Origin of the sequence: Halomonas sp. B23F22_10 (assembly GCF_043496975.1) — a bacterium.
Classification (GTDB): domain Bacteria; phylum Pseudomonadota; class Gammaproteobacteria; order Pseudomonadales; family Halomonadaceae; genus Halomonas; species Halomonas smyrnensis.
Genome location: NZ_JBIEKF010000002.1, coordinates 143,357 through 168,230, shown reverse-complemented (window position 1 = coordinate 168,230; position 24,874 = coordinate 143,357). Strand labels below are relative to the sequence as shown.

General features: G+C 68.9%; 26 protein-coding genes. 7 read left to right on the top strand and 19 right to left on the bottom strand.

Going from position 1 to position 24,874, the window contains the following annotated elements; all coding sequences use genetic code 11:
- Nucleotides 1–156 precede the first annotated feature (156 nt).
- Nucleotides 157–2,100, bottom strand: coding sequence for a sigma-54-dependent Fis family transcriptional regulator (locus tag ACGTNF_RS04875; protein ID WP_394601076.1), 1,944 nt, complete (start codon nucleotides 2,098–2,100; stop codon nucleotides 157–159).
- A gap of 387 nt (nucleotides 2,101–2,487) precedes the next feature.
- Between ACGTNF_RS04875 and ACGTNF_RS04870 the strand changes: the two genes are divergently transcribed.
- Nucleotides 2,488–4,284: an NAD(P)-binding domain-containing protein gene (locus ACGTNF_RS04870; RefSeq protein ID WP_394600672.1), complete on the top strand. Its 1,797-nt coding sequence runs from the start codon at nucleotides 2,488–2,490 to the stop codon at nucleotides 4,282–4,284.
- A gap of 75 nt (nucleotides 4,285–4,359) precedes the next feature.
- On the opposite strand, the gene ACGTNF_RS04865 is transcribed toward ACGTNF_RS04870, so the two are convergent.
- The gene (locus ACGTNF_RS04865; RefSeq protein WP_394600671.1) at nucleotides 4,360–5,181 is read right to left on the bottom strand and encodes an SDR family NAD(P)-dependent oxidoreductase; all 822 of its coding nucleotides are present in this window, start codon (nucleotides 5,179–5,181) and stop codon (nucleotides 4,360–4,362) included.
- Entirely contained in the window at nucleotides 5,178–5,771 is a 594-nt protein-coding gene (locus ACGTNF_RS04860) for an LLM class flavin-dependent oxidoreductase (protein WP_394600670.1), read from the bottom strand. Before ACGTNF_RS04860 ends, ACGTNF_RS04865 begins: the two co-directional genes overlap by 4 nt.
- A 516-nt stretch (nucleotides 5,772–6,287) precedes the next feature.
- Between ACGTNF_RS04860 and ACGTNF_RS04855 the strand changes: the two genes are divergently transcribed.
- Together ACGTNF_RS04855 and ACGTNF_RS04850 are read left to right on the top strand one after the other, a co-directional pair.
- Nucleotides 6,288–6,572 (top strand): hypothetical protein, encoded by a 285-nt coding sequence (locus ACGTNF_RS04855; protein ID WP_394600669.1) that lies wholly within the window; start codon nucleotides 6,288–6,290, stop codon nucleotides 6,570–6,572.
- Nucleotides 6,573–6,672: 100 nt separating this feature from the next.
- Entirely contained in the window at nucleotides 6,673–6,957 is a 285-nt protein-coding gene (locus ACGTNF_RS04850; RefSeq protein ID WP_394600668.1) for a hypothetical protein, read from the top strand.
- A gap of 101 nt (nucleotides 6,958–7,058) precedes the next feature.
- On the opposite strand, the gene ACGTNF_RS04845 is transcribed toward ACGTNF_RS04850, so the two are convergent.
- The 6 genes from ACGTNF_RS04845 to ACGTNF_RS04820 form a co-directional block, all read right to left on the bottom strand.
- Complete coding sequence (locus ACGTNF_RS04845) at nucleotides 7,059–8,024, bottom strand: XdhC family protein (RefSeq protein WP_394600667.1); 966 nt, start codon at nucleotides 8,022–8,024, stop codon at nucleotides 7,059–7,061.
- A 2-nt stretch (nucleotides 8,025–8,026) separates the two neighbouring features.
- The gene (locus tag ACGTNF_RS04840) at nucleotides 8,027–10,282 is read right to left on the bottom strand and encodes a xanthine dehydrogenase family protein molybdopterin-binding subunit (protein WP_394600666.1); all 2,256 of its coding nucleotides are present in this window, start codon (nucleotides 10,280–10,282) and stop codon (nucleotides 8,027–8,029) included.
- Nucleotides 10,282–10,752: a (2Fe-2S)-binding protein gene (locus tag ACGTNF_RS04835; protein ID WP_394600665.1), complete on the bottom strand. Its 471-nt coding sequence runs from the start codon at nucleotides 10,750–10,752 to the stop codon at nucleotides 10,282–10,284. The genes ACGTNF_RS04840 and ACGTNF_RS04835 overlap by 1 nt, the downstream gene beginning before the upstream one ends.
- A 13-nt stretch (nucleotides 10,753–10,765) precedes the next feature.
- A complete protein-coding gene (locus tag ACGTNF_RS04830; RefSeq protein ID WP_394600664.1) occupies nucleotides 10,766–11,407 on the bottom strand; it encodes a nucleotidyltransferase family protein in 642 nt (213 codons plus the stop codon).
- Nucleotides 11,404–12,402, bottom strand: a complete 999-nt coding sequence (locus ACGTNF_RS04825) for an NADP-dependent oxidoreductase (RefSeq protein ID WP_394600663.1) — start codon at nucleotides 12,400–12,402, stop codon at nucleotides 11,404–11,406. The genes ACGTNF_RS04830 and ACGTNF_RS04825 overlap by 4 nt, the downstream gene beginning before the upstream one ends.
- A gap of 140 nt (nucleotides 12,403–12,542) precedes the next feature.
- Nucleotides 12,543–13,595 (bottom strand): NAD(P)-dependent alcohol dehydrogenase, encoded by a 1,053-nt coding sequence (locus ACGTNF_RS04820; protein ID WP_394600662.1) that lies wholly within the window; start codon nucleotides 13,593–13,595, stop codon nucleotides 12,543–12,545.
- A 359-nt stretch (nucleotides 13,596–13,954) separates the two neighbouring features.
- Between ACGTNF_RS04820 and ACGTNF_RS04815 the strand changes: the two genes are divergently transcribed.
- Nucleotides 13,955–14,851, top strand: coding sequence for an AraC family transcriptional regulator (locus ACGTNF_RS04815; protein ID WP_016855326.1), 897 nt, complete (start codon nucleotides 13,955–13,957; stop codon nucleotides 14,849–14,851).
- A 224-nt stretch (nucleotides 14,852–15,075) separates the two neighbouring features.
- On the opposite strand, the gene ACGTNF_RS04810 is transcribed toward ACGTNF_RS04815, so the two are convergent.
- The gene (locus ACGTNF_RS04810) at nucleotides 15,076–15,960 is read right to left on the bottom strand and encodes a LysR substrate-binding domain-containing protein (RefSeq protein ID WP_394600661.1); all 885 of its coding nucleotides are present in this window, start codon (nucleotides 15,958–15,960) and stop codon (nucleotides 15,076–15,078) included.
- Nucleotides 15,961–16,049: 89 nt separating this feature from the next.
- On the opposite strand from ACGTNF_RS04810, the gene ACGTNF_RS04805 reads away from it, so the two are divergent.
- Nucleotides 16,050–17,165 (top strand): DMT family transporter, encoded by a 1,116-nt coding sequence (locus tag ACGTNF_RS04805; protein ID WP_394600660.1) that lies wholly within the window; start codon nucleotides 16,050–16,052, stop codon nucleotides 17,163–17,165.
- Between the two features lie 16 nt (nucleotides 17,166–17,181).
- Here the strand turns inward: ACGTNF_RS04805 and ACGTNF_RS04800 are convergent, their stop codons facing one another.
- From ACGTNF_RS04800 to ACGTNF_RS04760, 9 genes are all read right to left on the bottom strand, one after another.
- The gene (locus ACGTNF_RS04800; RefSeq protein ID WP_394600659.1) at nucleotides 17,182–17,463 is read right to left on the bottom strand and encodes a DUF503 domain-containing protein; all 282 of its coding nucleotides are present in this window, start codon (nucleotides 17,461–17,463) and stop codon (nucleotides 17,182–17,184) included.
- Between the two features lie 376 nt (nucleotides 17,464–17,839).
- Nucleotides 17,840–18,169 carry a hypothetical protein gene (locus tag ACGTNF_RS04795; protein ID WP_394600658.1) on the bottom strand — a complete coding sequence of 110 codons (330 nt, stop codon included), beginning with the start codon at nucleotides 18,167–18,169 and terminating at the stop codon, nucleotides 17,840–17,842.
- Between the two features lie 210 nt (nucleotides 18,170–18,379).
- Nucleotides 18,380–18,949, bottom strand: a complete 570-nt coding sequence (locus ACGTNF_RS04790) for an SCO family protein (protein WP_394600657.1) — start codon at nucleotides 18,947–18,949, stop codon at nucleotides 18,380–18,382.
- 81 nt (nucleotides 18,950–19,030) lie between these two features.
- Nucleotides 19,031–19,498, bottom strand: a complete 468-nt coding sequence (locus ACGTNF_RS04785; protein ID WP_394600656.1) for a copper chaperone PCu(A)C — start codon at nucleotides 19,496–19,498, stop codon at nucleotides 19,031–19,033.
- Nucleotides 19,499–19,532: 34 nt separating this feature from the next.
- Entirely contained in the window at nucleotides 19,533–19,871 is a 339-nt protein-coding gene (locus ACGTNF_RS04780) for a hypothetical protein (RefSeq protein ID WP_394600655.1), read from the bottom strand.
- Nucleotides 19,872–19,943: 72 nt separating this feature from the next.
- Nucleotides 19,944–21,047, bottom strand: a complete 1,104-nt coding sequence (locus ACGTNF_RS04775; protein ID WP_394600654.1) for a patatin-like phospholipase family protein — start codon at nucleotides 21,045–21,047, stop codon at nucleotides 19,944–19,946.
- Nucleotides 21,048–21,241: 194 nt separating this feature from the next.
- Nucleotides 21,242–21,730: a LabA-like NYN domain-containing protein gene (locus ACGTNF_RS04770; protein ID WP_016855317.1), complete on the bottom strand. Its 489-nt coding sequence runs from the start codon at nucleotides 21,728–21,730 to the stop codon at nucleotides 21,242–21,244.
- A gap of 81 nt (nucleotides 21,731–21,811) precedes the next feature.
- Nucleotides 21,812–22,864, bottom strand: a complete 1,053-nt coding sequence (locus tag ACGTNF_RS04765) for a proline racemase family protein (protein ID WP_016855316.1) — start codon at nucleotides 22,862–22,864, stop codon at nucleotides 21,812–21,814.
- Entirely contained in the window at nucleotides 22,861–24,036 is a 1,176-nt protein-coding gene (locus ACGTNF_RS04760) for a zinc-binding dehydrogenase (RefSeq protein WP_394600653.1), read from the bottom strand. Before ACGTNF_RS04760 ends, ACGTNF_RS04765 begins: the two co-directional genes overlap by 4 nt.
- 354 nt (nucleotides 24,037–24,390) lie before the next feature.
- Between ACGTNF_RS04760 and ACGTNF_RS04755 the strand changes: the two genes are divergently transcribed.
- The gene (locus tag ACGTNF_RS04755; RefSeq protein WP_394600652.1) at nucleotides 24,391–24,579 is read left to right on the top strand and encodes a hypothetical protein; all 189 of its coding nucleotides are present in this window, start codon (nucleotides 24,391–24,393) and stop codon (nucleotides 24,577–24,579) included.
- A 1-nt stretch (nucleotide 24,580) separates the two neighbouring features.
- Complete coding sequence (locus ACGTNF_RS04750) at nucleotides 24,581–24,871, top strand: hypothetical protein (RefSeq protein WP_394600651.1); 291 nt, start codon at nucleotides 24,581–24,583, stop codon at nucleotides 24,869–24,871.
- Nucleotides 24,872–24,874 lie beyond the last annotated feature (3 nt).

The window sequence follows — 24,874 nt, the reverse complement described above, 5'->3', positions numbered from 1 at the left end:
GCCGTGATCGAGAAGAGCCCTGCCTTGAGCATAGAAGCCGGACGGCATCAGGAAGAACCGGAGTGAAGGTCGGCGAGGGGGCGGAGTGAGTTGGCGCAGTGAGTCGGCGCAAGCGGGAGGCGGTGGAAGCAGGGGAGCATCCGCCGCCCTGGTGCCCTACGAGACGGGCCGGTGATTGGGGGCCACCAGGCCATGGCGACGCATGCGGCGGTAGACGGTGGGGCGCGAGACGCCGAGCTGGCGGGCGACCTGGCTGATGTTCCAGGCCGAGCGCCTGAGCAGCTCGAGCAGCGCCTGGCCGTCCGCCGAGGGCGCGGCAGATGCGGAGCTGGGTGCCGAGCCAAGCGACGCCGGTGCCGTGAGGGTGGTGGGCCCGACGGCGCCATGGCAGGCCTCGGGCAGGTCGTGAAGGGTGATCTCGTCGCCCTCCGCGGTGGCCATGGCGAAGGCCAGCGCGTTTCTGAGCTGGCGGATATTGCCCGGCCAGTCGTGGGCCAGCAGCGCGCTCATGGCGTCGGCGCGCAGGTGATGTGACTGGCCGCGTTCGGCCTGGAGCTCGTCGTGGACGCGGCGAATCACGTAGTGCCGGTCGGCGCGCTCGCGCAGCGCGGGCAGGCGCAGTTCGGCGCCGTTGAGACGGTAGTAGAGGTCCTCGCGGAAGTCGCCGGCACGGATCAGCTCGGTCACGTCGCGGTGGGTGGCGGTGACCACGCGGATGTCGACCCTGACCGGCGTCTCGGCGCCCAGCGGCATCACCTCGCGCTCGGCCAGCACGCGCAGCAGGCGGGTCTGCAGCGTCAGCGGCATGTCGCCGATCTCGTCGAGGAACAGGGTGCCGCCGTCGGCCTGCTGGATCAGCCCGCGCATGCCCTTGGGCCGCCCCCCGGTGAAGGCACCGGGCAGATAGCCGAACAGCTCGCTCTCGATCAGCGCTTCGGGAATGGCCGCGCAGTTCACCGCCACGAAGGGCGCCTGGGCCCGCGGACCGCTGTCGTGCAGGGCGCGGGCCAGCACCTCCTTGCCGGTGCCCGTCTCGCCGCGGATCAGCACGCTCACGGTCTCGTTGCGCAGCCGCCGGGCCAGCTTGAGCAGGCGGTGCATCGCGGGATCGTCGGCGGCGAGCCGGTCCAGCGCCGGCACCGAGGCATCGCGCGGGGCCGCCGTGGTGGTGGCCTTCGGCGGGCGGCCGCGCGGCTCGAGCAGGGTGACGAAGCAGGTCGCGTCGTTGGCCCGGGCGCGAAACGCGCGGATCTGATCCTCGCCCGCGGCCGGAATGCCCAAGAGGTCGCCGAGCTCGGCGTCGAACAGCTGGGTGGCGCCGGGCAGGCAGGCCGCCGACCAGGGCGGCCAGCGGCGCAGGTGGGCGTCGATCAGGGCGCGGCCCTCGTGATTGGCGGCGATCAGGCTGCCATCCTCCTGTATGGCGATCAGCCCGCGGCCGTTCAGGTGCACGAATTCCCGTGCGCTGTCGAAGCGCAGGATCAGGCTGTCCCGGTAGCGGTGCAGGAAGTAGGCGTCCTCGATCATCCGCGCGTGCAGGTTGACCAGCGACAGGGCGAAGGTCTGGCTCTCCTGGGCGCGCGGCGACTGCAGGGCGGAGATGTCCAGCACCGCCATCACCCGGCCCTGGGGATCGGTGATCGGCGCCGCCGTGCAGGTCAGGTCGATGTGGGTGGCGTCGAAGTGTTCGCCCTGGTGGCAGGTGATGGCCTGGCCGTCGTGCAGGCAGGTGCCCACCGCACAGGTGCCGGCGTGGCGTTCGTCCCAGTCGGCGCCCAGGTAGAGCCCGGCACGGCGCAGGGCCCGGTCCTGCTCGGACTGGCCGCGAAAGGCCACGGTGATGCCGCGCCGGTCGGTGAGCAGCAGCGCGTAGCCGAGCCGGGCGACCTGGCCGTAGAGGCGATCGACCCCGGCGCGGGCCACGTGCAGCAGCTCGTCCACCGATTCCTGGTGGTCGCGCAGCGCCTGCTGGGTGAGCACCCGCACCGGCCGCGGGTGGCAGGGGTCGAGCCGATACTCGCCCAGACAGCGCTGCCAGGAGCGGCGAATGACGTCGCGGTGTTCGGCAGGGCCGGCGTCTTGGCCTTCGCCCAGCCGCATCAGGGTCCGGATGTGCTGGCGTTTCTCGGGTTGCAGAGCCAAGGCTGCCTCCGCTCGGGCCGCCTGAGGGCGGCTCTTGTGATGTTGTTGTGATGTGTCGATGCGCTCCGTTCAGCCTATGCCGCTGGGCGCGGGCGTCAATCGGCGCGGGCTTCGCCCTTGGTCGGGGGGGTGACAGGTGTAACGCGGGCTGTCACGGCGTACGGGGTACAGCTGTGACATCGCGTCGTGGCTCGGCGAGTCGATCCGGCGCGTGATGTTTGAGCTTTTATCTTTTTTATCAGTGCCTTGCTATCTATACATGACGATCTGGCACGAATGCTGCCAGTGACTGGGGGCGTGACCCGATAACGATCACCCATCACCAATAACAAGCGGAGAGACGCCATGACCGCACGCACGCCCACTCAGATCGCCCGGCAATGGCTCGATGACTTCGATGCCGCCCTGACGCGCCGCGATATCGCCCGGGTGCTCTCGCTGTTCGGCGAGGAATGCTACTGGCGCGACCTGGTCGCCTTCACCTGGAACCTCAAGACGCTGGAAGGCCCCGACGAGATCCAGTCGATGCTCGATGCGACACTGGATCGCGTCGCGCCCTCGAACTGGCAGCTGGACGGCGAGGCCAGCGAGGCCGCTGGCGTCGTCGAGGCCTGGTTCACCTTCGAGACCGCCGAGGCGCGGGGCAAGGGCCTGCTGCGCCTGAAGGATGGCCGCTGCTGGACGCTGCTGACCGTCATGAGCGAGCTCAGGGACTTCCCCGAGCCCAGCGGCCTCAAGCGTCCCATGGGCGCCGAACACGGCGCCAACAAGGCACGCGAGACCTGGCTGGAGGCCCGCCAGCGGGAGGAGGCCGAGCTCGGCTACGAGCGTCAGCCCTACTGCGTGATCATCGGCGGCGGCCAGGGCGGCATCGGCCTGGCGGCGCGCCTGCGGCAGATGAACGTGCCGACCATCGTGATCGAGAAGAATCCGCGGGCGGGGGACTCCTGGCGCAACCGCTACAAGTCGCTGTGCCTGCACGATCCGGTCTGGTACGACCACATGCCCTACATTCCCTTCCCGGACAACTGGCCGGTGTTCGCGCCCAAGGACAAGGTCGGCGACTGGCTGGAGATGTACACCAAGGTGATGGAGCTCAACTACTGGAACTCCACCGAGTGCGAGAGCGCGCGCTTCGACGAGGCCAGCGGCGAGTGGGTGGTCGAGGTCAATCGCGACGGCGAGCGAGTGACCCTGCGGCCGAAGCAGCTGGTGCTGGCCACCGGCATGTCCGGCATGCCCAACGTGCCGAAGTTCCCCGGTGCCGAGACCTTCGAGGGCGAGCAGCAGCACTCCAGCCAGCACCCGGGGCCGGATGCCTATCGCGGCAAGAGGGTCGTGGTGGTGGGCGCCAACAATTCCGCCCACGACATCTGCGCGGCGCTGTGGGAGCACGACGCCGACGTGACCATGCTGCAGCGTTCCTCCACCCACGTGGTGAAGTCCGACTCGCTGATGGAAGAGGCGCTGGGGCCGCTGTACTCCGAGCAGGCGCTGCAGAACGGCATCGACCATCACAAGGCCGACCTGATCTTCGCCTCGATTCCCTACAAGGTGCTGCCGGACTTCCAGCGTCCGGCCTTCGACGCCATCCGCGAGCGCGACGCCGACTTCTATCGCCGGCTCGAGGCGGCCGGCTTCCTGCTCGACTTCGGCGCCGACGACTCGGGGCTGTTCCTGAAGTACCTGCGTCGCGGCTCCGGCTACTACATCGACGTGGGCGCCTGCGAGCTGGTGGCCAACGGCGACATCAAGCTGCGCAGCGGCGTGAGCATCGAGCGCATCAACCCGCACTCGGTGACCCTGACCGACAGCTCGGAGCTGCCCGCCGACCTGATCGTCTACGCCACCGGCTACGGCTCGATGAACGGCTGGGCGGCCCGGATCATTTCCCAGGACGTCGCCGACAAGGTCGGCAAGTGCTGGGGGCTCGGCTCCGACACGCCCAAGGACCCGGGGCCCTGGGAGGGCGAGCTACGCAACATGTGGAAGCCGACCCAGCAGCAGGCGCTGTGGTTCCACGGCGGCAACCTGCATCAGTCCCGCCACTACTCCCACTACCTGGCGCTGCAGCTCAAGGCCCGTCAGGAGGGCATTCCCACGCCCGTCTATGGCCTGCAAGAGGTCAACCACCTGAGTTGATCCGGCTCGCACTCAGCGGCAGCCCATGACGCGCCGGCCCGCTCCGTTTCGCCACGGAGCGGGCCGCGCGTCCTGTCATTCGCTGGCCGGCCTGGGCGTGCAGCCCGTCATGCCGTCGATGGTCGCCACGACCCTCATGCATGTCTCGGCGTTCAGTGCATCGGCATGGGGCGATGCGAAGCGCTTGGCGTCGTTGTCGAAGTATCGCCCATTGGCCTTCGAGAACTCGGCGTCGAGCGCTGCACGGACCAGGATGTCCGCGCCGATCTGGAGGTCGTTGCCCGCGACACCGAAGCCCTCTTTCACCATCTTGCTGCCGAGCAGGGAGCCCGGGTTGACGGCGATGATGGGCGGGGCCCGGTCGTTCAGCGTCATGGCCAGGTGGCGCGACCACATGGTGAGGGCCAGCTTGCTCTGAGCGTAGGCGGAGAAGGCATCGTCCAGCCGTCTCCGGCCGGCGAGGGCGTCGATGTCCACCGGGGCCTGGGCGGCGGAGGAGAGGTTGATCACTCTCGCGCCCGCTTCCATCAGCGGCAGCAGCCGTCGGGTCAGCAGGTAGGGGGCGATGGTGTTGACGGCGAAGCGCACATCGAGCCCATCGGCCGTGAGGGGATCGGAAACCCGGAAGACCCCGGCGTTGTTGATCAGGACATCGAGCCTTGCGTGTCGACTCGCGACCGCCTCTGCCAGGGCCTCGACGTCCGCCAGGCGGGAGAGATCCGCCACGTAGCCCTCCACGTTCGGGCGTTCCGTCGCGGCGGACAGACGCGCCTGCGTGGCTCGAAGCTTCTCGGGGTTCCGGCCGTGGATCAGCACCCGGTGGCCCTGTCGGACGAGCCTCTCGGCCGTGGCCAGGCCGATGCCGTCGGTCGACCCCGTCATGAGAATGGTCTTCACGGTCGTGTCTCTCCTTGGGGGGAAAAGGCGGGCAGGATATCGTCGGCAAGACGATAGAGGGTGTCGTCGATATCCGCCCGGTTGAAGCGCAGGTTCAATGCGACATGGTTGACCCCGATGGCCTCGAGCGTCTCCAGGTAGTGGCGAAGGGCGCGTACGCCCACGCGCCGCCCGAGGTGGATCGGCTCGGGGGCCGCATCAGGATCGGGGCTCAAGTCGATGTAGAGCGGTTGCATCGCCGGTCGCACACCCCTGCCCAGCGCCCGAGTGCGAGCGCGCCAGTCGTCTAGGTTGCGCGCCTGTGTCTCGAGCGCTCGCGGATAGCGCATCCAGCCATCGCCATGGCCGGCGATCCACTCCGGGCTCTGCTGGCTGCCGCCCGTCACGATCAGCGGCAGCCGGCCCGATGCCGGTTTCGGCAGCATGTCCATGGTGCCCTCGATGCGCCCGTGGCGATTGTCGAAGGCCGGCGAGTCCTCCCACAGGCGCTGGATATAGGCGACGCTCTCGCGGAAGCTGTCACCGTGCTCCGAGAAGGCGTGGTTGAGCGCGGGGTAGCTCTCCAATGGCACCACCAGCCCGAGGTTCAAGCGATTCGGGCGGAATACCCGCTGGTCGCCGCGATTGGGGCAGCGCCCGCCGTCTCCCGAATCGGCTCCTGGCTCGCCCGGCTTTCTTGCAGGCCGGCCGAGACCGGTCCGGCACGTTGCGGGCGCCGGGCACGCCCTGGAGGCCTCGGCACAGGGCGGCGCTGATGCCAGTCGCTGATGCCCCTTCTAGCAAGGTAGCGAGAGGGTGATGGGCTCCGGCGCCTGGTCGATCGTCGCCCGCAAGCCTCTGATCCGATCCTTCCGCCGGCGCTCCTGCGCAGGCAGGGCGGGAGGCGTGGTCCGCTCGGTGCCGGTCTTATTCTGCCGTTCTTTCCTCCCTTCGCTGTGACGCGTCCGAGCCGGCTCGGCGCGTGGAGACGCCATTCCTTTCTATAAATTCGAAAATATATTTCGAATTAAGCCGCTTTTGTTCGTAAGAGTTGGAATTTAAGCTGACTAACAACTAGGCAGGCAGCAAAGCTCTTCACACGAATGCCGATTCACAGGAGATCCCATATGAACACCAAGCTGACCCTTTCCGCACTGTTGATCGCCGCACTGCCGCTGGCCGCCCAGGCCGGTGACAACGCCACCCAGCGCGCCCTGCAGCTCAACCAGCAGCCGGTCGCCGCCCAGAGCCAGCAGGCGCCGTCCGTGACGTTCGAGGCCGAGCGGGTCAACGGCGACAGCCAGGCCATGCAAGAGGCCCGCGCCAAGCAGCTGAGCCGCAGCCGTAGCATCGAGACGCGCTTCGAGGTTTCCGGCGAGGAGCTGGCGCCGGCCAAGCGGGCCACCACCTGAGAGGTCCTGACCCAGACAAGGCCCTTTCCCGAGATAGCGCCGGGGCGGGCCTGACTGACTCCACCCGACACGCATTTCACGCTTTTAAGGAGACGTATTCATGAACACCAAGCTGACCCTTTCCGCGCTGCTGATCGCCGCACTGCCGCTGGCCGCCCAGGCCGGTGACAACGCCACCCAGCGCGCCCTGCAGCTGAACCAGCAGCCGGTCGCCGCCCAGAACCAGCAGGCGCCGTCCGTGCAGTTCGAGGCCGAGCAGGTCAACGGTGACAGCCAGGCCATGCAAGAGGCCCGCGCCGAACAGCTGAGCCACAGCCGCAGCATCGAGACCCACTTCGAGGGCTCCGGCGACGAGCTGGCGCCGGCCAAGCGCGCCACGACGTAAGCGGCCGCCAGCCTAAGACCGCACGACCCGCGCCCGAACGAACAAGGCCCCGCCAAGCGGGGCCTCGTTTGTTGGTGAGCGCTCGTCCGCGTGAGTGGCGGTCACTTGCCGCGCATCACCCGCACGATGTCGCTCACCGTCGCCAGGGCGATCTCGGCTGGCGTCTTGCTGCCGAGATCCAGTCCGATCGGCATGTGGATGCGTGCGAGGGACGCCTCGTCGATGCCGCCGCTGCGCCTGAGGCGCTCGGCACGTTTCTCCGAGGTGCGCCGGGAGCCCATGACGCCGATGTAGAAGGCGTCGCCACGCACGGCCTCGAGCATGGTCAGGTCGTCCAGGCGCGGGTCGTGGGTGACGGCGACCACCGCCGTCATGCGGTGCGCCCCCTCGCGGCGCAGGAACTCGCTCGGCAGCTCGCGGTGACCCTGGGCATCGCCGAGCTCGATGCCTTCCCAGGCCTCGGGACGCGGATCGCACACTGTCACCTCGAAGCCCAGCGCCAGGCCGAACTGCACGCAGAACTGGCTGACCGGCGAGAGGCCGGCGACCAGCAACCGCGCGGCGGGGCCGACATGAAGGCGCACCGCCTGCTCGTCGCGGACCGCCCCCGGCCCCATGGCCGCCGCCACCTGCCAGTGGCTCTCGCCGTCGTCGAGGGCCACGCGGCGCTCCAGCAGCTGGCCGCCCTGCAGCGCCTCGGCGTAGGCCTCGAGTTCGTCGGCCACCGAGGCGTCGCCGGCCGGCCAGTGCTCGATCAGCACCTCGAGCCGCCCCTCGCAGGGCAGGCTCACCCGGCTGCCGTGCAGCGCATCGGCACCGTCGCCGTAGGCGATGACCTGGGCCGGCGCGCGGAAGTCGCCCGCCGCGAGCCGCTCCAGGAAATCCTCCTCCACGCAGCCACCGGACAGCGAGCCCACATGGCGGCCGTCGGCCCGGGCGACCAGCAGCGCGCCCGGTTCGCGCGGCGCCGAGCCGAAGGTCGAGAGCACCGTGCACCACCAGAGGTCATGCCCCTCGGCGTACCAGCGTCGCGCGGCCTCGACTACCTCCACGTCCAGTGCGCGCATGGTCAGCCCCTGAGCTGGTTGGCGATCGGCAGCCGACGAATACGCTGGCCGGTGGCGGCGAAGATGGCGTTGGTCACCGCCGGTGCCAGCGGCGGCACGCCGGGCTCGCCGACGCCGGTGGGCGCCTCGGCGGAGGGCACGATATGCACCTCGATCTCGGGCATCTCGTTCAGGCGCAGCACCTGGAAGTCATGGAAGTTCGACTGCTGCACCTGGCCGTCGTCGAGGGTCAGCTCGCTGTGCAGCGCCGCCGCCAGGGCGAAGCCGATGCCGCCTTCCATCTGGGCGCTGACCACGTCCGGGTTGATCGCCAGGCCGCAGTCCACCGCGCACACCACCCGGTCGACCTTGAGCCGGCCGTCGGCGTCGACCGTGACCTCGGCGACCTGGGCGACGTAGCTGGCGAAGGACTCGTGGACGGCGATGCCGCGGCCGCGCTTCACGCCTTCGGCGTCGCCTTCCAGCGGCGTCGACCAGCCGGCTTTCTCAGCCGCCAGGTCGAGCACGCCCTGCCAGCGCGGGCGCTCATGGAGCCGCTCGCGCCGGTACCGGTAAGGGTCCTGGCCGGCCGCCGCGGCGGCCTCGTCGATCAGGCTCTCGGTGGAGAAGCCGGTGTGGGTGTGGCCCACGGAGCGCCACCACTGCACCGGCACGCCGATATCGCTCGGCGTGTGCAGCTCGACGTTGAGCGACGGCACGCCGTAGGCCAGTTCGGCGACGCCCTCGACGGAGGTGGCGTCGATGCCGTCCTTGACCATCATCGATTCCATCGGCGTGCCGTTCATGATCGACTGGCCGACCAGGCGCTGGTGCCAGGCGGTCAGGTGGCCGTCGGCGTCCAGGGCGAGGCGGGCGCGGTGATAGTTGAAGGGGCGATAGTGGCCGCCGCGGGTGTCGTTCTCGCGGGTCCAGACCATCTTGATCGGCACGGCCTGGCCCTGGTCGCGGGCGGCCTTGGCGATGGCCGCGGCCTCCAGCACGTAGTCGCTGATCGGGTTGGCGCGGCGGCCGAAGCTGCCGCCGGCGAAAAGCTGCTGGATGCGCACCTGCTCCGGCGGCAGGTCGAGCAGCTTGGCCACCGCCTGCTGGTCGAGGGTCTGCCACTGCTCGCCGTTGAGGATGCTGACGTGATCGTCCCGCAGGTCGACCACGCAGTTGAGCGGCTCCATGGCGGCGTGGGCCAGATAGGGCACCACGTAGTCGGCCTCGATGACCTGGGCGGCCTCGTCCAGCGCGGCGGCGGCGTCGCCTCGGTCGGTGACCGTGTCGCCGGTTCGGCCGGCGCGCTCGCGGTAGTCGGCCTCCATCGCCTCGCTGCCCATGGTGAAGGCCTGGCTGTCGTCCCACTCGAGAGCCAGGGCGTCACGGCCCTTGATGGCGGCCCAGGTGTTGGTAGCCAGCACCGCGACCAGGTCGCCGTCGCGGGTCGGGGAGGGGAAGCGGACGCTGGCCACCACGCCCGGCACCTCGAGCGCCTCGGCGTCGTCGACGCCGGTCAGCCGGCTGCCGAAGCGTGCGGGATGTGCCGGCACGGCAATCAGCATGCCGTCGAGCTGGACGTCCTGGGTGAAGCGGGCGCTGCCGTCGGTCTTGGCCGGGCTATCCTGGCGCATCAGCCGCTGCTTGCCGATCAGCGTGAACCGCTCGGGCGACTTCAGTGTGACCTCGTCGGGCACCGGCTGGTCGGCGGCGGCCTCGGCCAGCTCGCCGAAGCCTAGCTCGCGTCCGGAGGCCTCGTGGATGACCCTGCCCTGGTGGACGCCGAGGCTGCCCGGCGAGACCTCGAGCCGCTCGGCGGCGGCGGCCACCAGCATGGCCCGGGCCTTGGCGCCGGCCTGGCGCATCTGCTCGAAGGAGTTGGCGATGGAGGTGCTGCCGCCGGTGCCCTGGATGCCGAACGCGAGGTTCTGGTAGCGCTGGGTGTTGGCCGGGGCGCCCTCGACGCGCACCGAGGCCCAGTCGGCGTCGAGTTCCTCGGCGACCAGGGTGGCGAGCCCGGTGTAGGTGCCCTGGCCCATCTCGATGTGCTTGGCGATCACCACCACCTCGCCTTCCGGCGTCACGCGCACGAAGGCGTTGGGCGCGAACTCCCCGTTGTCGCCGGCGGCCCGGGCGCGGCTATCGTGGCCCAGCAGCGGGGCGATGTAGAGGCCCAGGGCGAGCCCGGCGGAACCCTTCATGAAGCCGCGACGGCTGACGTTGACCGTCGATAGGGCGGTCGCGGCGCGGGACTGGGCGTGCTGCTTCAAGACGTGCATCAGGACACCTCCTGGCCGAGGGAGGCGGCGGCCTCGTGGATGGCGGCGCGAATGCGGACATAGGTGGCGCAACGGCAGAGGTTGCCGCTCATGGCGCCGTCGATGGCGCTGTCGTCCGGCTCGGGATTGCCCTGCAGCAGGGCGGTCGCCGACATGATCTGGCCGGACTGGCAGTAGCCGCACTGGACCACGTCGAGCTCGCGCCAGGCCTTCTGCACGCTGGCCCCGGTCGGGTCGTCGCCGATGGCCTCGATGGTGGTGACCTCGCGATCGCCCACCGCGGCAATCGGCGTGATGCAGCTGCGGGTGGCCTGGCCGTCCAGGTGCACGGTACAGGCGCCGCACAGGCCGCGGCCGCAGCCGTACTTGGTGCCGGTGAAGCCGACCAGATCGCGGATCGCCCACAGCAGGGGCATGTCGGCCGGGGCATCCACCTCGTGGGTCTGCCCGTTGATGGTGAGGCTGGTCACGGTCGTTCTCCTGTTATCGTTCTTGGTGCTTGCGCATCCGATCAGTCTCGTCGCCGCCCGCGCGCGACAGGGCGGCGAGGTCGTCGGCCACGTCGATATCGAGATGGATGCCGGGATCGTCGATCTCGAGCTCATGGCAGCGAGCGCGGTGGCGGCCGACGACGCGTCGCGCGCCTTCGTCGCCGCCGAGGGCGGCAAGCTCCGCCCAGACGTCGCGGCCGAACAGCACCGGATGGCCCGGTCGGCCGGCGTGCCGGGGGCGGACGATGCGTCCGGGGGCGGCCCGATCGCGCAGTGCCTCGAGCGTCGCGAGGGCGATGTTCGGCATGTCGCCGAGCAGCACTGCCGCGGCGGGCGCCTCGGCCAGGGCGGGGTCGGCGGCCAGCGCGACGAAGGCGTCGGCCAGGCTGGCGCCCAGGCCGTTCGCGGCACGGGGTGCGCGCAGGATCGGCGTGTCGGCGGGCAGGCCCAGGGCGACGGGGTCGTCGTCCTCGCGCAGCACCACCCGCAGACGCGAAAAGGCCGCCGACGCCCTGGAGAGCGTGGCGGCCAGCAGCGTCCGGCCCGATGGCAGCCGGGCCAGGCGCTTGTCCGAGGCGCCGAAGCGCCGGGAGGCGCCGGCGGCCAGGATCACCGCCACCGGCGCTTGGTTCATAGCCGAACCAGCATCTTGCCGCGATTGCCGCCTTCGAACAGCTGCAGGAAGGCATCCGGCGTCTGCTCCAGGCCTTCCACCACGGTCTCTTCATAGTCGAGCCGGCCGGCGGCCACCTGGGGGCCGACTTCCTCGAGGAAGTCGGGGTAGTGCGCCCAGTGATCGAAGACGATGAAGCCTTCCATGCGGGCGCGGCGGATCACGATCATCGCCAGATTGCCCGGCCCGGCGCTCGGGCCTTCGGCGTTGTAGTGGGAGATCATGCCGCACACCGCGATGCGCGCGCCGAGCCTCAGGGTGTTCAGCGCCGCCTCGAGGCAGGTGCCGCCGACGTTCTCGTAGTAGACATCGAAGCCCTCGGGGCAGGCCTCGTTGAGGGCCGCGGTGAGCTGGGTGGCGTCCTTGCCCTTGTAGCTGACGGCCTTGACGCCATGCGCCTCGAGCCAGTCGAGCTTGTCCTGGGTGCCGGCGATGCCGACCACGGTGCCGCCCTTGGCCTTGGCCAGCTGGACGGCCAGCGAGCCCACCGCGCCGGCGGCGCCGCTGACCAGCACGTTGTCGCCTTCCTTCATTTCGGCGATGCGGTTCAGGCCGGCCCAGGCGGTCATGCCCGGCATGCCCAGCACACCCAGGTAGGCCTGTTCCGGCACGTCGAGGGCGGGCAGGGGTTCGACCCGCTCGGCGGGCAGCTGGGCGACGTCGCGCCAGCCGCCCATATGACGGACCTTGGTGCCCGTCGGGAAGGCCTCGGCGCGGGACTCGATGACTTCGCCGATGGCCGCGCCTTCCAGCGGGGCACCCAGCGTGAAGGGCTCGATGTAGGTGGCCACGCCGCTCATGCGGCCGCGCATGTAGGGGTCCACCGACAGCCAGGTGTTGCGCACCCGGACCTCGCCTTCGGCCAGCGCCGGCAGCTCGGCGGTTCCCAGCGCGAACAGCTCGCGTTCCGGTGTGCCTTCGGGATGGGCATGGATGGTGACATAGCGTGACTGCATGTCGTGCTCTCCTGGTGGTGGGTGGCGAGATGGGTGCGATTCAAAGCCTACGCCATGGTGACGATCGTCGGCCAGCGCGCCGCGGCCACGACGACGCCGGCCGCCCTTGCGGGCGGCCGGCGGTCGGGGCGATCGAGAGATCAGTCCTTGAGCGAGGCCATGTCGATGACGAAGCGGTAGCGGACGTCACCCTTCTGCATGCGGTCGAAGGCGGTGTTGATGTCCTGCATGTCGATCATCTCGACGTCGCAGCGGATATCGTGCTCGGCGCAGAAGTCGAGCAGCTCCTGCGTCTCCTCGATGCCGCCGATCAGCGAGCCGGCCAGCACGCGGCGCTTGAACACCAGGTTGAAGGCCTGAATCGCCGGTTCGATGGGCTCGAGCAGGCCGACCATGATGTGGGTGCCGTCGTACTTCAGGGCGCCCAGGTAGGGGTTCAGATCGTGCTGCACCGGCACGGTGTCGAGCATGAAGTCGTAGGTCTCGGCGACCGCGGCCATCTGCTCCTCGTCGCTGGAGACGACCACGTGATGGGCGCCGTGGCGACGGGCTTCCTCGATCTTGGCTTCGGAGCGGGTGAACACGGTGACCTCGGCGCCGAGCGCCTTGGCCAGCTTGACGCCCATGTGGCCGAGGCCGCCCATGCCGATCACGCCGACCTTGTCACCGGCCTTCACGCCGTAGTGCTTGAGCGGCGAAAAGGTGGTGATGCCGGCGCACAGGATCGGCGCGGCGGAGGCCAGGTCGATGCCCTCCGGCATGCGCAGCACGAAGTGCTCGCTGACCACGATCTGGTCAGAGTAGCCGCCTTGGGTGAAGGTGCCGTCCTGACGGTCATCGCCGCCGTAGGTCATGGTGAAGCCTTCGAGGCAGTACTGTTCGACGCCGTCCTCGCAGGGCTTGCAGTGGCGGCAGGAGTCGACCATGCAGCCCACGCCGACGATATCGCCGACCTGGAACTTGCTGACTTCGCCGCCCACGGCGGTGACGCGGCCGACGATCTCGTGGCCGGGCACCACGGGGTAGCGGCTCATGCCCCAGTCATCGCGGGCGAAGTGCAGGTCGCTGTGGCAGACGCCGCTGTAGAGGATCTCGATGGCGACGTCGTCCGCGCGCGGCTCGCGGCGTTCGAAGGTGAACGGCGCCAAGGGCTTGTCGGCGGAAAAGGCAGCGTACGCTTTGGTCTCGCTCATGATGGTTCTTCCTTTCAATGAGGGTGTTCTGACCGACGGGGTGGGCCGCCATCAGGATAGGACGAGTGACATTATGGGAACTGGGACGGCGGTGATGGACCGATGTTCCTCCGGCGTTTTTGCTCGTTTCTACGAAGGAGCGCATCCCGGGCGCGTCGGCGGCGTAAAATATCGTCATGATCGGCCGAACGCGACGCCCCGTTGCCGGTGAAGCGCATTATGCGCCGGTACCAGAGCGTTGAGGACCGCTGATTCTCTGTCGTTTTTGCCAATTTCTTCAGTCTGGGGCACCATGACGACAGAAATATCGCCTGAATCATCCCAATCGTGTGGCCGTGGCCGCATCAAAGGCTCCGTCAATGCCCGTCTCCCATGCCCATGAATGCCCGCTGATCGGCCTGATCGCGCCTCTGGTCGAGCGCGACGGCTTTTCGCCGACCACGCTGCCGTCGGTCTCGCTGATGGCCTCGCATCGGCCCATCCTGCGCACGCCGCTGATGTACGAACCTAGCCTGATCATCATCACCCAGGGCCACAAGATTGGCTATCTCGGCGACCGCGAGATCCATTACGGCCCCGGCCAGTACCTGGTGCAGTCGTTGCCGCTGCCCTTCGAATGCGAGACCCATGCCTCGGCCGAGTCGCCGCTGCTGGGCGTGTCGATTCGCCTCGATCCGGCGCTGCTCGGTGAGCTGGTGACGGCCATGGGCGAGCGCAGCGCCGACGAGGCCTCGCCGGTGCCGATGGATTCCGTCTCGATGACCGATGGCATGAGCGAGGCGGTGCTGCGGCTGTTGCGGACCCTGCATGATCCCGCCGAGGCCGCCGCCATGGGGCCGCTGCGCGTGCGTGACGTGGTGTTCGAGGCGCTGCGCGGTGAGCAGGGCCCGGCGCTGCGGGCGCTGGTGCACCACCAGGGGCACTATTCGCGGATCGTGCAGGTGCTGTCCTGGTTGCACGGCCACTTCGCCGAGGAGGTCTCGGTGGAGGCACTGGCCCGCCAGGCCAGCATGAGCCCCTCGACCTTCCATCAGCACTTCAAGCAGGTGGCTCAGGCCTCGCCGCTGCAGTATCTGAAGCGGCTGCGGTTGATCAAGGCGCAGCAGCTGCTGGTGCAGGAAGCCAGTCACGTCAACCAGGCCGCCGAGGCGGTAGGCTATCGCAGCGTGTCGCAGTTCAGTCGCGAGTATAAGCGCTGTTTCGGCACTGCGCCGCTGCAGCATCGCAAGGAAGAGCGAGCGCTGCAGGCGTCGTGAGATCCCGCGAGCGGGAAACGTCATCAGGGGGCGCCACGGCGCCCCCTGCGGTTTGTGCATCACGCCGTTTCCGCGCGCTCAGTGGTTGACGCGCTTCTGCCGGGCGGCCAGCGGGAGCACGGCATGGGTGCGGCGGATGACGTCGACGGCATCGGACGCCGATCGTCGGCGGCAGGCAGGCATCCCTGGCCGAGACGGGGAATCTCGACAGTCGATCCCACTCCTCAGCCGCGATGCCCCAGGCGCGCCCGGATCATCTCGCCCAGCGCCTCCACCGCCGGCCAGGACGTCGCGCTGACGCCGCGCCCGTAGTGCAGCTCGGCATGGCAGTCCGCCAGCCGCGGCAGGCCCTCGGCGTCACCCAGCTCGCGCATGGCCGGCGTCAGTCGGTCCTGCTCCAGGATGCTGACGGCCAGCCCCGCTTCCACGGCGGTCTCCAGCGCGTGGATGCTGGTGCTGGTGAAGACCGCATGCCAGGGGCGACGCTCGGCGTCCAGCGCTTCGATGCCCAGCTGGCGGTAGGGGCAGTCCACCGGATGCAGCGCCAGCGGCAGCGGCGCGTCCGCCGACAGCGACAGATCGCGGGCGCCGGCCCACACCGGAGAGGTGCGCCATAGCCGTTCGCCGCCGCTCAGTCGATGGGGCCGATCCAGCGCCACGATCAGCGACAGATCGCCCCGCTCGAGGCGTCGGACCAGCTCGCCGCTGGTCGCGGTCACCGCTTCCAGCACCACGTCGGGATGCCGGGCCAGGAAGTCTGGCAACAGGCGCCCCACCAGGTGGCTGGCGAAGTCCTCCGGCATGCCGACGCGTACGCGACCGGACAGGCCGCGGCCGCTGATCCTGGCCACCAGGCCGTCGTGGCGGCGCAGCAGTTCGCGGGCCTCGCCAAGCAGCGCGTCGCCGCTGGCGGTGAGCGTCATTCCCCGGGCGCCACGTATCATCAGCCGGGTGCCGAGGTGCGTCTCGAGGCGCTTGATCTGCATGCTCAGGGCGCCGACGGTGCGATGCCGCTGCTCGGCCGCCGCGGCCAGCGATCCCAGCCGTGCCACCGCCACGAAGCTCCGCAGTGCCTCGAGATCCAGCGTTTGGGTCAAGGCTTCAGTCATGTTGAATGCTCACTCCAATAAGTTTCGATTCCCTGAAAACACTACCCGGCGCAGACTCGCCTCCGCAAGCTCGACGGGAGGTGATCAGGATGCTGGCAACGAGAGAAGGCACAACGCGGTGGCGTGCCCCCAGGCATTTCGGTGGCCTGGCCGTCGGGCTGGGCTTCGTGATCTGCTGGAGCAGTGGCTTCGTGGGCAGTCGCCTGGCCGTGGCCGTCGAGACGCCGGCGCTGTCGCTCTACGCCTGGCGCTTCGCCGTGGCGACCCTGCTGGCCGTCCTGTGGGGGCTGATCGCGAGCCGCGGCCGGCTTTCCCTGTCGCCCCGTGGCCTGGCACATGAGGCGCTGGTGGGCAGCCTCACCATGGGCGGCTATCTGCTGGCCATGCTGCTGGCCGTGGAACACGGCGTCAGCGCCGGCGTGGCGGCCCTGATCGGGGCCCTGCAGCCGCTGGCCGCGACGCTGCTGGCCGGACGCCTGCTGGGTGAACGCCCGCGGGTGGCGCAGTGGCTGGGGCTGAGTGTGGCGACCCTGGGGGCGGGTTTGAGCGTGCTGGATGATCTGCACCGCGTGGGCGGTGCGCCGCTCTGGGCCTACGGTCTGCCGCTGCTGGCGGTGGCCGCGGTGAGCCTCGGCAGCGTGCTGAGCGCCGGACGCCCTCCGGCCTTGCCCATGCCGATGCGGCTGACCGCCCAGCTGATGGCGGCCACGCTGGTCTTCGCCCTGGCCGCCTGGCTGAGCGGCCAAGGGCTGTCGGCCCCGCGGCCGACGATGGACACGCTGGCCGCCCTGGGCTGGCTGATCGTGCTGGCGACCTTCGGCGGCTACGGCTTCTTCAATGCCAGCCTGCAGCGCTTCGGGGTCGGGCAGAGTGCGGCGCTGGTGGCGTTGACGCCGGCCGTGACGCTTGTCGCCACGCTGCTGCTGTTCGGCGAGTGGCCAGGCGTGGCGGGCAGCGTCGGCATGGTCATGGGGCTCGCCGGTGCCCTGGTCGCCCTGGCAAGCGGCCAACGTCGCGGGCGCGGTGCCGGCGGCCATGTCGCCACGGCCCGTCCGGTCGCATCGCGAGCCGCGCGCCGCCGCGTCCGGCCAAATGCCCGTCAGGAAGGCCCGGGTCCGGCGCGTCCGGTGACCCAAGACGAGGGCCGCGCGAGCGGCGCGGCGGCGAACCGACAGACGCGGCCAGATGATCAGCACCGACGCTGAGCAGACCGCGTGCGGCTTACAGCATCTCGCGCTGCGCTTCGGTGACGCGGCCGTCCACGCCCCGCTGCAGCCTGTCCTCGATCTCGCTGCACAGCGACTCGACCTCCGGCACCGAGTGCCCCGTGACCACGAAGGTCCACTCGCTGGTCGTCAGGCTATCGCGCGCGCCGCTCTCGCAGACCGCCACGGCAGGGTGACGCCCGTAGCGCTGGTGCAGCCCGCCCATTCGTTGACGTTTCTGCTTCAGGGAATCGCAGCCGGACAGGGCGAACGTCATGGTCAGGATGCCGATATGCATGGGGAATCCTCGAGAATGGCGCCCGGGCAGGGGCAACACGGTGATGCGCAGAAGCGGGCTCTCGACTCGATTGATGTCTATCGGGCTCGAAGAGATGCTTAAACTGCTTTGACGTGACTTTTAATAGTGCCCATTCATGGTTCGTTGTCTGCTTTGCCATCCGTGCCGAAAGGAACGTGGCGGTAGTCATCGGGGCAGGATTATTCGATCCCGGCAAGTGTCTTACTGCGGGGAATCTTCCCGTGTCGTTTTATGGGTCAAGAGGGCTACCGGAAAAGAGGGAAAGATAGCGCCGCAAGCCTTCATTCATCGATCGACAGCAGGTGGTATCCGCCGAGCCGAGCAAGAGGGGATGTTTGGTGTGATCGCTTGCTGATTAGACCCGCTGAATATCGATGACATAGCCGATGATCGGATAGCCGGCCTTGTTGGCGGCCTTCTCGGCTTCCATCTGGGCCTCGAGCCTGGAGATGCTGGTGGAGTGATACTCGAAGGCGGTGTCCAGTTCCAACTGCTTGGTGCGCACGGCGAGCTTGACGATATGGCCGGTTTTCATCTCGCTGGCGGATGCCGTGGGCGGTTGTGGCTTCTTCGTGGAGGATCGAGTGGCTTTCTGAGGCTTGGCGGGCTGAGATCCGGCTTCGAGAAAGGCGTCGATCTCCTTGTGCATGGATTTTTCGAAATCTTCTAGATCGTCTGTGTTCATCGGGTTCCTTCGTATTGGCGTATCGGACACGGTGATTCTGCTATATCGGGCGGGGCTTGGCTATCTATCGACCCGGCTCACGCCAGGCCGTTCGTTGACCGTCATGTAGCGGGGCCGTTCGAGGAGCAACCATCAGCCGGGCAGGAAAGGCGCCGGGGAAGGACGCCGGGCGTGAGGCCCGGCGCTCGGGCCGGTGTTGTGCTTCGAGCTTCAGCTCTGGGAGGCGAGGCGTTCGATATCGGCGACGATGTTATCCAGCGGGTCGCTGTCGCGCAGCAGCAGCTGGGCATCGCCCTGCGGGTCGAAGGCGAAGACGGCGCTGGAGTGGGTGACGTCGTAGCGGCCGTCGGCGTCCGGCTCGTCGTAGGAGTAGGTGATGCGGTAGCGGTTGGTCAGCGCATCGATCTGCTCGGTCTCGCCGGTGAGGCCGATGAACTGCGGCCCGAAGGCATCGGCATACTGGCCCATGACCTCGGGCGTGTCGCGCGCCGGGTCCACGGAGACGAACAGCACCTGGATGTCGTCGCGGAGCTCGTCGTCGAGCCGGTGGGTAGCCGCCGAGAGCCGCGCCAGGGTGGTCGGGCAGACGTCCGGACAGTGGGTGTAACCGAAGTAGAGCAGCGTGGTCTTGCCCGCGTAGTCCTCGGCTTGGACCGTCTCGCCGTGTTCATCGACCAGGGTGAAGTCGAGGGGCGGCATGATCTCGGAGACATCGGTGGTACGCCAGTTCTGATCGCTGCAGCCGGCCAGCGTCAGCGCGGCCACCAGCGGCAGGGTCAAGCGAGGAGCAGTCCGGCGTAAAAACGTCTGGCGGGTCAGGGCGGCGGGCATGAAGGCTCTCATGGTTAACGACATCTCGGACTACAGGGAGGCGGGGGACACCACGTCGAAGTTCACCGGCACAGGCGGCTGGTCGGCGAACTCCAGCGTGACCTCGAGCTCATCGCCCACGGCGAGCGGCACGGCGCGCTTCATGAACATCAGATGGTAGCCCTTGGGCGCGAATTCGAGGGTGTCCCCCGGAGCGACTTCCAGCTCGGAGACCGCGTGCATGCTCGACATCCCGTCCTCCTGCATCGTCTGGTGCAGCATGACGTGCCCGAAGGCGTCGCTGCCGGCGCCGGTCAGGGTGACGGTCTCCTCGCCGGTGTTGTGCAGGCGGAAATAGCCGGCGGCAGGCAGATCGCCTGGCATCAGCCGCAGGCGGGCATCGCTGACCTCGAGCTCGCTGGCCTGCACGCTGCCGGCGGCCAGGATGGCGGTGAGCAGGCCCAGTGTCAGGCGGTGGGCGGTGCGGGTCAGCCGGTGGTGGCGTGGTGCGCTTGCCATGGTGTCGTCTCTCCGTTCGGGATGCGCCCGGGGATCAGCACACGGCCGACAGGCTGCAGTGCGACTGATAGCGGCGCGAGGTGATGTCCAGGGTCAGGCGGTCGGCGCTGGTATCGTAGAAGAAGGAGGCGTAGCCGTTTTCCGAGTCATCGGTGAGATACAGCCCGCAGACGCCGTAGCCGTACTGGACTTCCTGCAGGTTCTTGAGATCGATCTCGCCGCTGGCGCCGAGCTCGGCGGCCAGGGCCTGGCGGATCTCGTCGTCACGGCCGCTGTCGGACAGCGCCTGGCCGCCGAAGATGAAGGTGGCCAGGGCCAGGATCGCGACCACCGGAATGGCCAGCAGGAAGAGGAAGGGGCGCTTGTGAGTCATGCGGGCGATTCTATGTCGCCCCCCGAAGACAGACAAGCGGGCCGCGGCATTTGGCCGCGGGCCGGCCATGACTCAGGCCCGGCGCTGGGTGTCGGTGTCGGCGCCCTCGGCATCGTCGGGGTAGCTGAGCGGGCCGAAGGTGTCGTCGAACACGGTGTCGAGGTCGAAGGAGGAGTGTTGGCCGAGGGCCTCGAAGTGTTCGTCGAGCCAGCGATCGGCCCAGGCGCGGCCCTGGTCGTGCAGCCGCGAGATGAATTCCCACTCGGCGTTCATCTTGCTCGAGGCGCTGAGTTCCTGGACGTCATGTTCGGCGTGGATCAGGTGCAGTCGCATCGCGCGCACGCGCTCGAGCTCCAGCCCCTCGACGTCGATCAGCCGCTGGAGCAGCTGGATGCTGCGCAGCTCCTTGACCAGGCTCGAGTTGAAGGTGATCTCGTTGACCCGGTTGATGATCTCGCGGGCACCGTCGGGCAGCTTGTTGCGCACCAGCGGATTGACCTGCACCACCACCAGATCGCTGCAGCCGCGGTGGTCGACCAGCGGATAGAGCGCCGGATTGCCGCTGTAGCCGCCGTCCCAGTAGGCCTCGCCGCCGATCTCCACGGCGGGGAACAGGGTGGGCAGGCAGGCCGAGGCCATCAGGGTATCCAGCGTGAGGTGGGGCTGGGTGAAGATCGTGGCCCGGCCGGTGCGCACGTTGGTGGCGTTGACGAACACCTTGATCCGGTCGCAGGCGTTGACCCGTTCGAAGTCGACCTGCTCCTCGACCAGGTCGCGCAGCGGATTGATGCCGAGGGGGTTGAGTCGCGCCGGATCGATCAGCCGGGTGAGCCCCTCCATGAACAGGTAGCCGGGAGAGTGATCGAGACTGTCGTTGCCCACCAGGCGATCCCAGAAGGTGCGGCGCAGCGGCGAGAAGCGCGACAGCCGGCTCACCGCGTGCCAGAAATCGCGCAGCGCCTGGCGGGCACCGTCGCGGCCGTCGCGCTGCAGGCCGCCGGCAAGCATCACGGCATTCATGGCGCCGGCGCTGGTGCCGCTGATGGCATCGATCTCGAGGCGTTCGTCCTCCAGCAGGCGGTCGAGCACGCCCCAGGTCAGGGCGCCGTGAGAGCCGCCGCCCTGCAGGGCCAGGTCGATGCGCTTGCGCGCTGCCGTCGGGGTATCGTTCGCCATGTCAGTTGCCTCCGCTTTCGCTCGCCATGCTGCGATGCAGTATAGGCGCCCGGGGCGTTGACTGCCGGCGGGTTCCGACAGGAACCCTGTGTTGTCGAGTTGTGCCGTCACATGATGCGGCTTCGTCCACGGTGGGCGCTCTGGTCCCGTCATGACGTGCCATCAATACGACATGGGCCCCGTCACAGGGCCGGCTAGCGCGAGGCGTTCCCCATCAGCAGCGCGCCCTCGACCGGCACGAAGCGGTCGGCCGAGCGGATCAGGGCGTCGGCGGTATAGGCGGGCACGCCGAACACCTCCACCTCGACCCCGAACCGTTGGCGCAGCCTGTCGACCAGCGGCGCGAAGTCGCCGTCGCCGGAGATCAGCACCACCACGTCGGCCTCACCGGCATGGTCGATGGCGTCCAGGGTGATGCCCACGTCCCAGTCGCCCTTGGCCGAGCCGTCGGCGCGCCGGATGAAGGGCTTGAGCCTCACCTCGAAGCCGATGGCGCGGAGGATGTTCTGGAACTGACGCTGTTTCTCGTCGCCGCGGTCGATGGCGTAGGCGAGGGCGTGGCCGACCCGCCGGCCCTCGGTGGCGCGGGCCCAGAGGGCGTTGTAGTCGACGTTGCGGCCGTGAGCCTGGCGGCTGGTGTAGTAGAGGTTCTGGACGTCGAGCAGGATCAGTGCCGTGGGCATGCGGGGTCTCGGTGGGAGAGGTGGGAAGGGCCGGGCCTGCGCCCGGTCAGCCCGGCGCGCCGAAGAACGGCGCGCCGGCGATCAGTCCGCGGCGTCGGACCGCGAGCCGAGGATATGGTATACGCTGCCGTCGCGCACCATGGGATCGTCGGGATTGACGACGATATCGGAGTGCGCCAGCACGAAGGCCTTGCCGGTGATGGTGTTCTCCACCACCGTCTGGCCGCCCTCCTGGCGGGTGCCGGTGAACTGGCCGATGAAGCCGGTCTCGCGCAGCGACACGGTCTCGAGTCGGTCGCCCGGCCGGATGCGGCCCTCGTGATGCATCAGCGCCAGGCGTGCCGAGGTGCCGGTGCCGGTGGTGCTGCGGCAGATCACGCCGGGATGCACGTAGGTGGTGGAGCGCGAGCGGTAGAAGCCGTCGGCGACCTCGGTCACCGGGCCCATGAAGTGCAGGAAGGGCAGCGGGCCCACGTCGCCCAGGGTGTAGTGGGTGAAGCCGCGCTCGGCCTGGAGCGCCTCGACGATCTTGTAGGCGCAGTCGGACAGGGCTCGCTCCTCCTCGCGGACCAGCGAGAAACCGAGCTCGGTGGCATCCACCAGGGCGTAGAAGCCGCCGCTGTAGGCCACGCTGTAGGTGACCTCGCCGATGCCCGGGACGTGAATCGTCTCGCGGTAGGTGTCGATGTAGCTCGGCAGTCCCTCGCAGGTGATGGCCTCGACCACGTCGTTCTCGACCAGCGCCTCGATCTGCACGCGCCCGGCGGGCGATTCCAGCAGGAAGTGCTGGCGCCCCTCGCGCTTGGGCACCAGCCCGGCCTCGAGCACCGCGGTGGCGGTGCAGATGGTGTTGGAGCCGGAGTAGATGGGATAGCCCATCACTTCCATGATGATGTAGCCGGCCGCGGCCTCCGGGTCGCTGGGCGGCACGATCAGGTCGACCGACATCTCGGGGATGCCGTAGGGCTCGTCGAGCAGCAGCGTGCGCAGGCCGTCGGCGCTGTCGCGCAGATAGTGCATCTGGTCGCGCACGGTGGCGCCCGGCAGCGGCGTGACGCCGCCGAGCACGATGCGGCTGACGTCGCCGCCGGCGTGGGTGTCCATCAGCCGCAGCGTCAGTTCGGGCTTGCTCATTGTGTTCCCTCAAGGGCGAAGGGCGCGCCGTGTTCGTCCCATTCGGCGTCGGGGACGATCACGATCTTGCCGAGATAGTGGCTGCCGCGATTGACGAAGTAGCGCTCCGCCGCGTGCAGGTCGGAGAGCCTGAAGGCCGCGTGCAGCACCGGCCTGAGCTGGCCGCCACGGATCCATTCCACCAGCTGCTCGGCCTCCTCCCGGGTGCCGTGGGAGACGCCGAAGATCTGCACCTGGTAAAGATAGATGCGGGTCCACATGACTTCGCTGACGTTGCCGCCGCTGGCGCCGGCGATGGACAGCCGCGGGTAGGTCGAGCGGGCCGACATGTCGAAGATCATGGCGTCGATGAAGCGGTCGGTCATCTCGCCGCCCACCAGGTCCATCACCGCATCGAGCGGGGCACCGCCGGTCACGGCCTTCACCCGTTCCTCGAAATCGTTCATGTCGGAGCGGTCGAGCACCGCCTCGGCGCCGAGCTCGATCAGGGCGTCGGCCTTGTCGGGCTGGCTCAGGGCGTAGGGAATGGCGCCGACGACCCGGCACAGCTGGATCAGGGCGGTGCCCACGCCGCCGCTGGCGCCGGTGACGAGCACGCGCTCGCCCGACGTCACGCCGGCCGCCGTCATCATGTGATAGGCGGTCTGATAGGAGCACATGCCCATGGCCGCCAGCTCGGCATCGGCAAGCTCGGCGTTGGGCACAGAGTGGAACTGGTCCGAGGGCACGGCGACGTACTCGGCGAAGCCGCCGTCGGCGCCGTGGCCGTAATAGTCAGGCGTCAGATTGATGTCGCGGCGGGCGTCGGCGTAGAGGTTGAAGTCGAGCAGGCCGCGCTCGCCGAGCCGCGAGGCCTCGACGCCGTCGCCCGTGGCGACCACCCGGCCCACGATGTCGGCGCCCTGGATGCGCGGGAAGGTCAGGGTCGGGGATCCGCCCATGGCGAACGAGGTCACGTCGCCCTGGTCCTTGGTCGGGTAGAGGCCCTCGCGGGCCTTGCGGTCGGTGTTGTTCTTGGCCGTGGCGGTGACCTTGACCAGCACCTCGCCGGTGCCGGGGCGTGGCGTCGGCACGGTCTCGTCATAGACCAGCCGGTCCACGTCGCCGTGGCCGACCAGTCGCATGGCGGCCATGGTGGAAGGGACATTATCGGGCAGGGACGCAGCGCCCATCGGCTCGCTCCTGTTGTCGGGTGGGTGTTGCGTGACGATAGCAAAGTCGTGGGGGCGCTCCATCCGCGGTTTTTTCCGATTTTGGGCGACGCGATGGGGGATTTTTCGGCGGTGTTCGGGCCTTGCCGTGCCGAGCCCATCGGGAAGCTGCCGAGGATGCCGGCCAGAGGCAGGGGCGTGGCGATCTCGCCACGGGCGAGCCCCGTGCCTTCCCGCCCGGTACGGGGCGCTTCTCGCCCGACAAGGGGCCGAAGTGTTTCCGGTAGGAGACAGGGTGCGTCGTCGCGGCGCCACATGGGTAAGGCCTGTGGGCTGCGCTAGAATGGCGGTCATCCATCAGGCCCAGGAGGTACCATGTCAATTCGCCCGCTGACCCTTGCGACCCTGCTGCTTGCCGCCCTGTTTGTGGCCGGCTGCAGCTACACGCCCGCCCGCATCGACCCCGAGCCGCTACTCGAGATCGGTGGCCACCATGATCGCGACCATCGCAGCCATGGGGGTGGCTTCTGCCCGCCGGGGCAGGCGAAGAAAGGGCGCTGCTGAGATGACCTCCTCACGTCGCCGCGGCGTCATGGGAGGCCTGGCATTGGCGGCCATGCTGCTGATGACGGGGTGCAGCTACACGCCGGCGCGCATCGACACCGGCCCTCTGGTGGAGGTCGGCGGCTATCACCATGGTCATCGCCATCACGAGCGAAGGGAGTATCGCCACTATCGCCGTCATGACGATCACTACCGCGAGCGTCGCCACCATCGGCGTCACCGCGACGACCGCGATCACCGTCGTCGCGATGGCTTCTGCCCGCCCGGGCTGGCCATGCAGGGGCGCTGCTGAGCG